The organism is Oleiphilus sp. HI0123, assembly GCF_001635315.1.
Genome location: NZ_LWGE01000787.1, coordinates 1 through 716 on the forward strand (window position 1 = coordinate 1; position 716 = coordinate 716).

Below are 716 nucleotides of genomic sequence, written 5' to 3' on the forward strand. Positions count from 1 at the left end.
ACGATATACACAAAAGAACGTGAGCAATTTGGCAAGGCAATCGCGAACTTTCAAGGTATCCAGTGGATGTTAGCGGACACCTACACAGAACTAGAAGCTGCACGTTTGCTCCTTATGAGCGCGGCCTACACAAAAGATTCTGGCGCGCCGTTTTCAAAACAGGCATCAATGGCCAAGCTATTTTCAACAGAAGCCGCCAACAAAGCTTGTTATACAGCACTGCAGTTGTTAGGAGGCAATGGCTATATTAAAGATTATCCTATAGAGCGTCTTACTCGTGATGCACGCGTAACAACAATCTACGAAGGTTCCAGTGAAATACAGCGCATTATTATTGCTAAACAAATACTCAGTGAAGCATAGCTTAATCAGCCTTGCAGATAAGGGGCCAACTTAGAACGGAATTCCGCCTTAACCCCCATACTTTTGAGTATCCAGTACTGACCACTTATCATCCGGTCAATATATAAGCTTTCAACCGGCGGGCTAAAGTGCGACATATGTTTAAAGAACAAATGAGTTTGTTTGGCCGCTTCGATATGCAAAGAAGCAGATTCATAGTCATAGTCGTCATTTGTCAGAAAGGGCTCAAATAAAATATTCCGCCAAACTTTGTAGTAGTCTGAACCTGGTGAAGGTTTACTCTCGACCCGCGCACCTAATCTAATAAGCGCATCATCTAGCGCATCATAATCTTCCGCCAAACTAGCAACAAT

The 716-nt window shown here is 43.3% G+C and carries 1 protein-coding gene and 1 pseudogene; one reads left to right on the forward strand and one right to left on the reverse strand.

The window, feature by feature from the left end:
- A partial coding sequence (locus A3761_RS06900; protein WP_255374926.1) for an acyl-CoA dehydrogenase family protein occupies positions 1 to 363 on the forward strand: 363 nt, incomplete at its 5' end.
- A 5-nt stretch (positions 364 to 368) separates the two neighbouring features.
- Here the strand turns inward: A3761_RS06900 and A3761_RS27245 are convergent.
- Positions 369 to 716, reverse strand: a pseudogene (locus A3761_RS27245) (AarF/ABC1/UbiB kinase family protein); the annotation flags it as partial.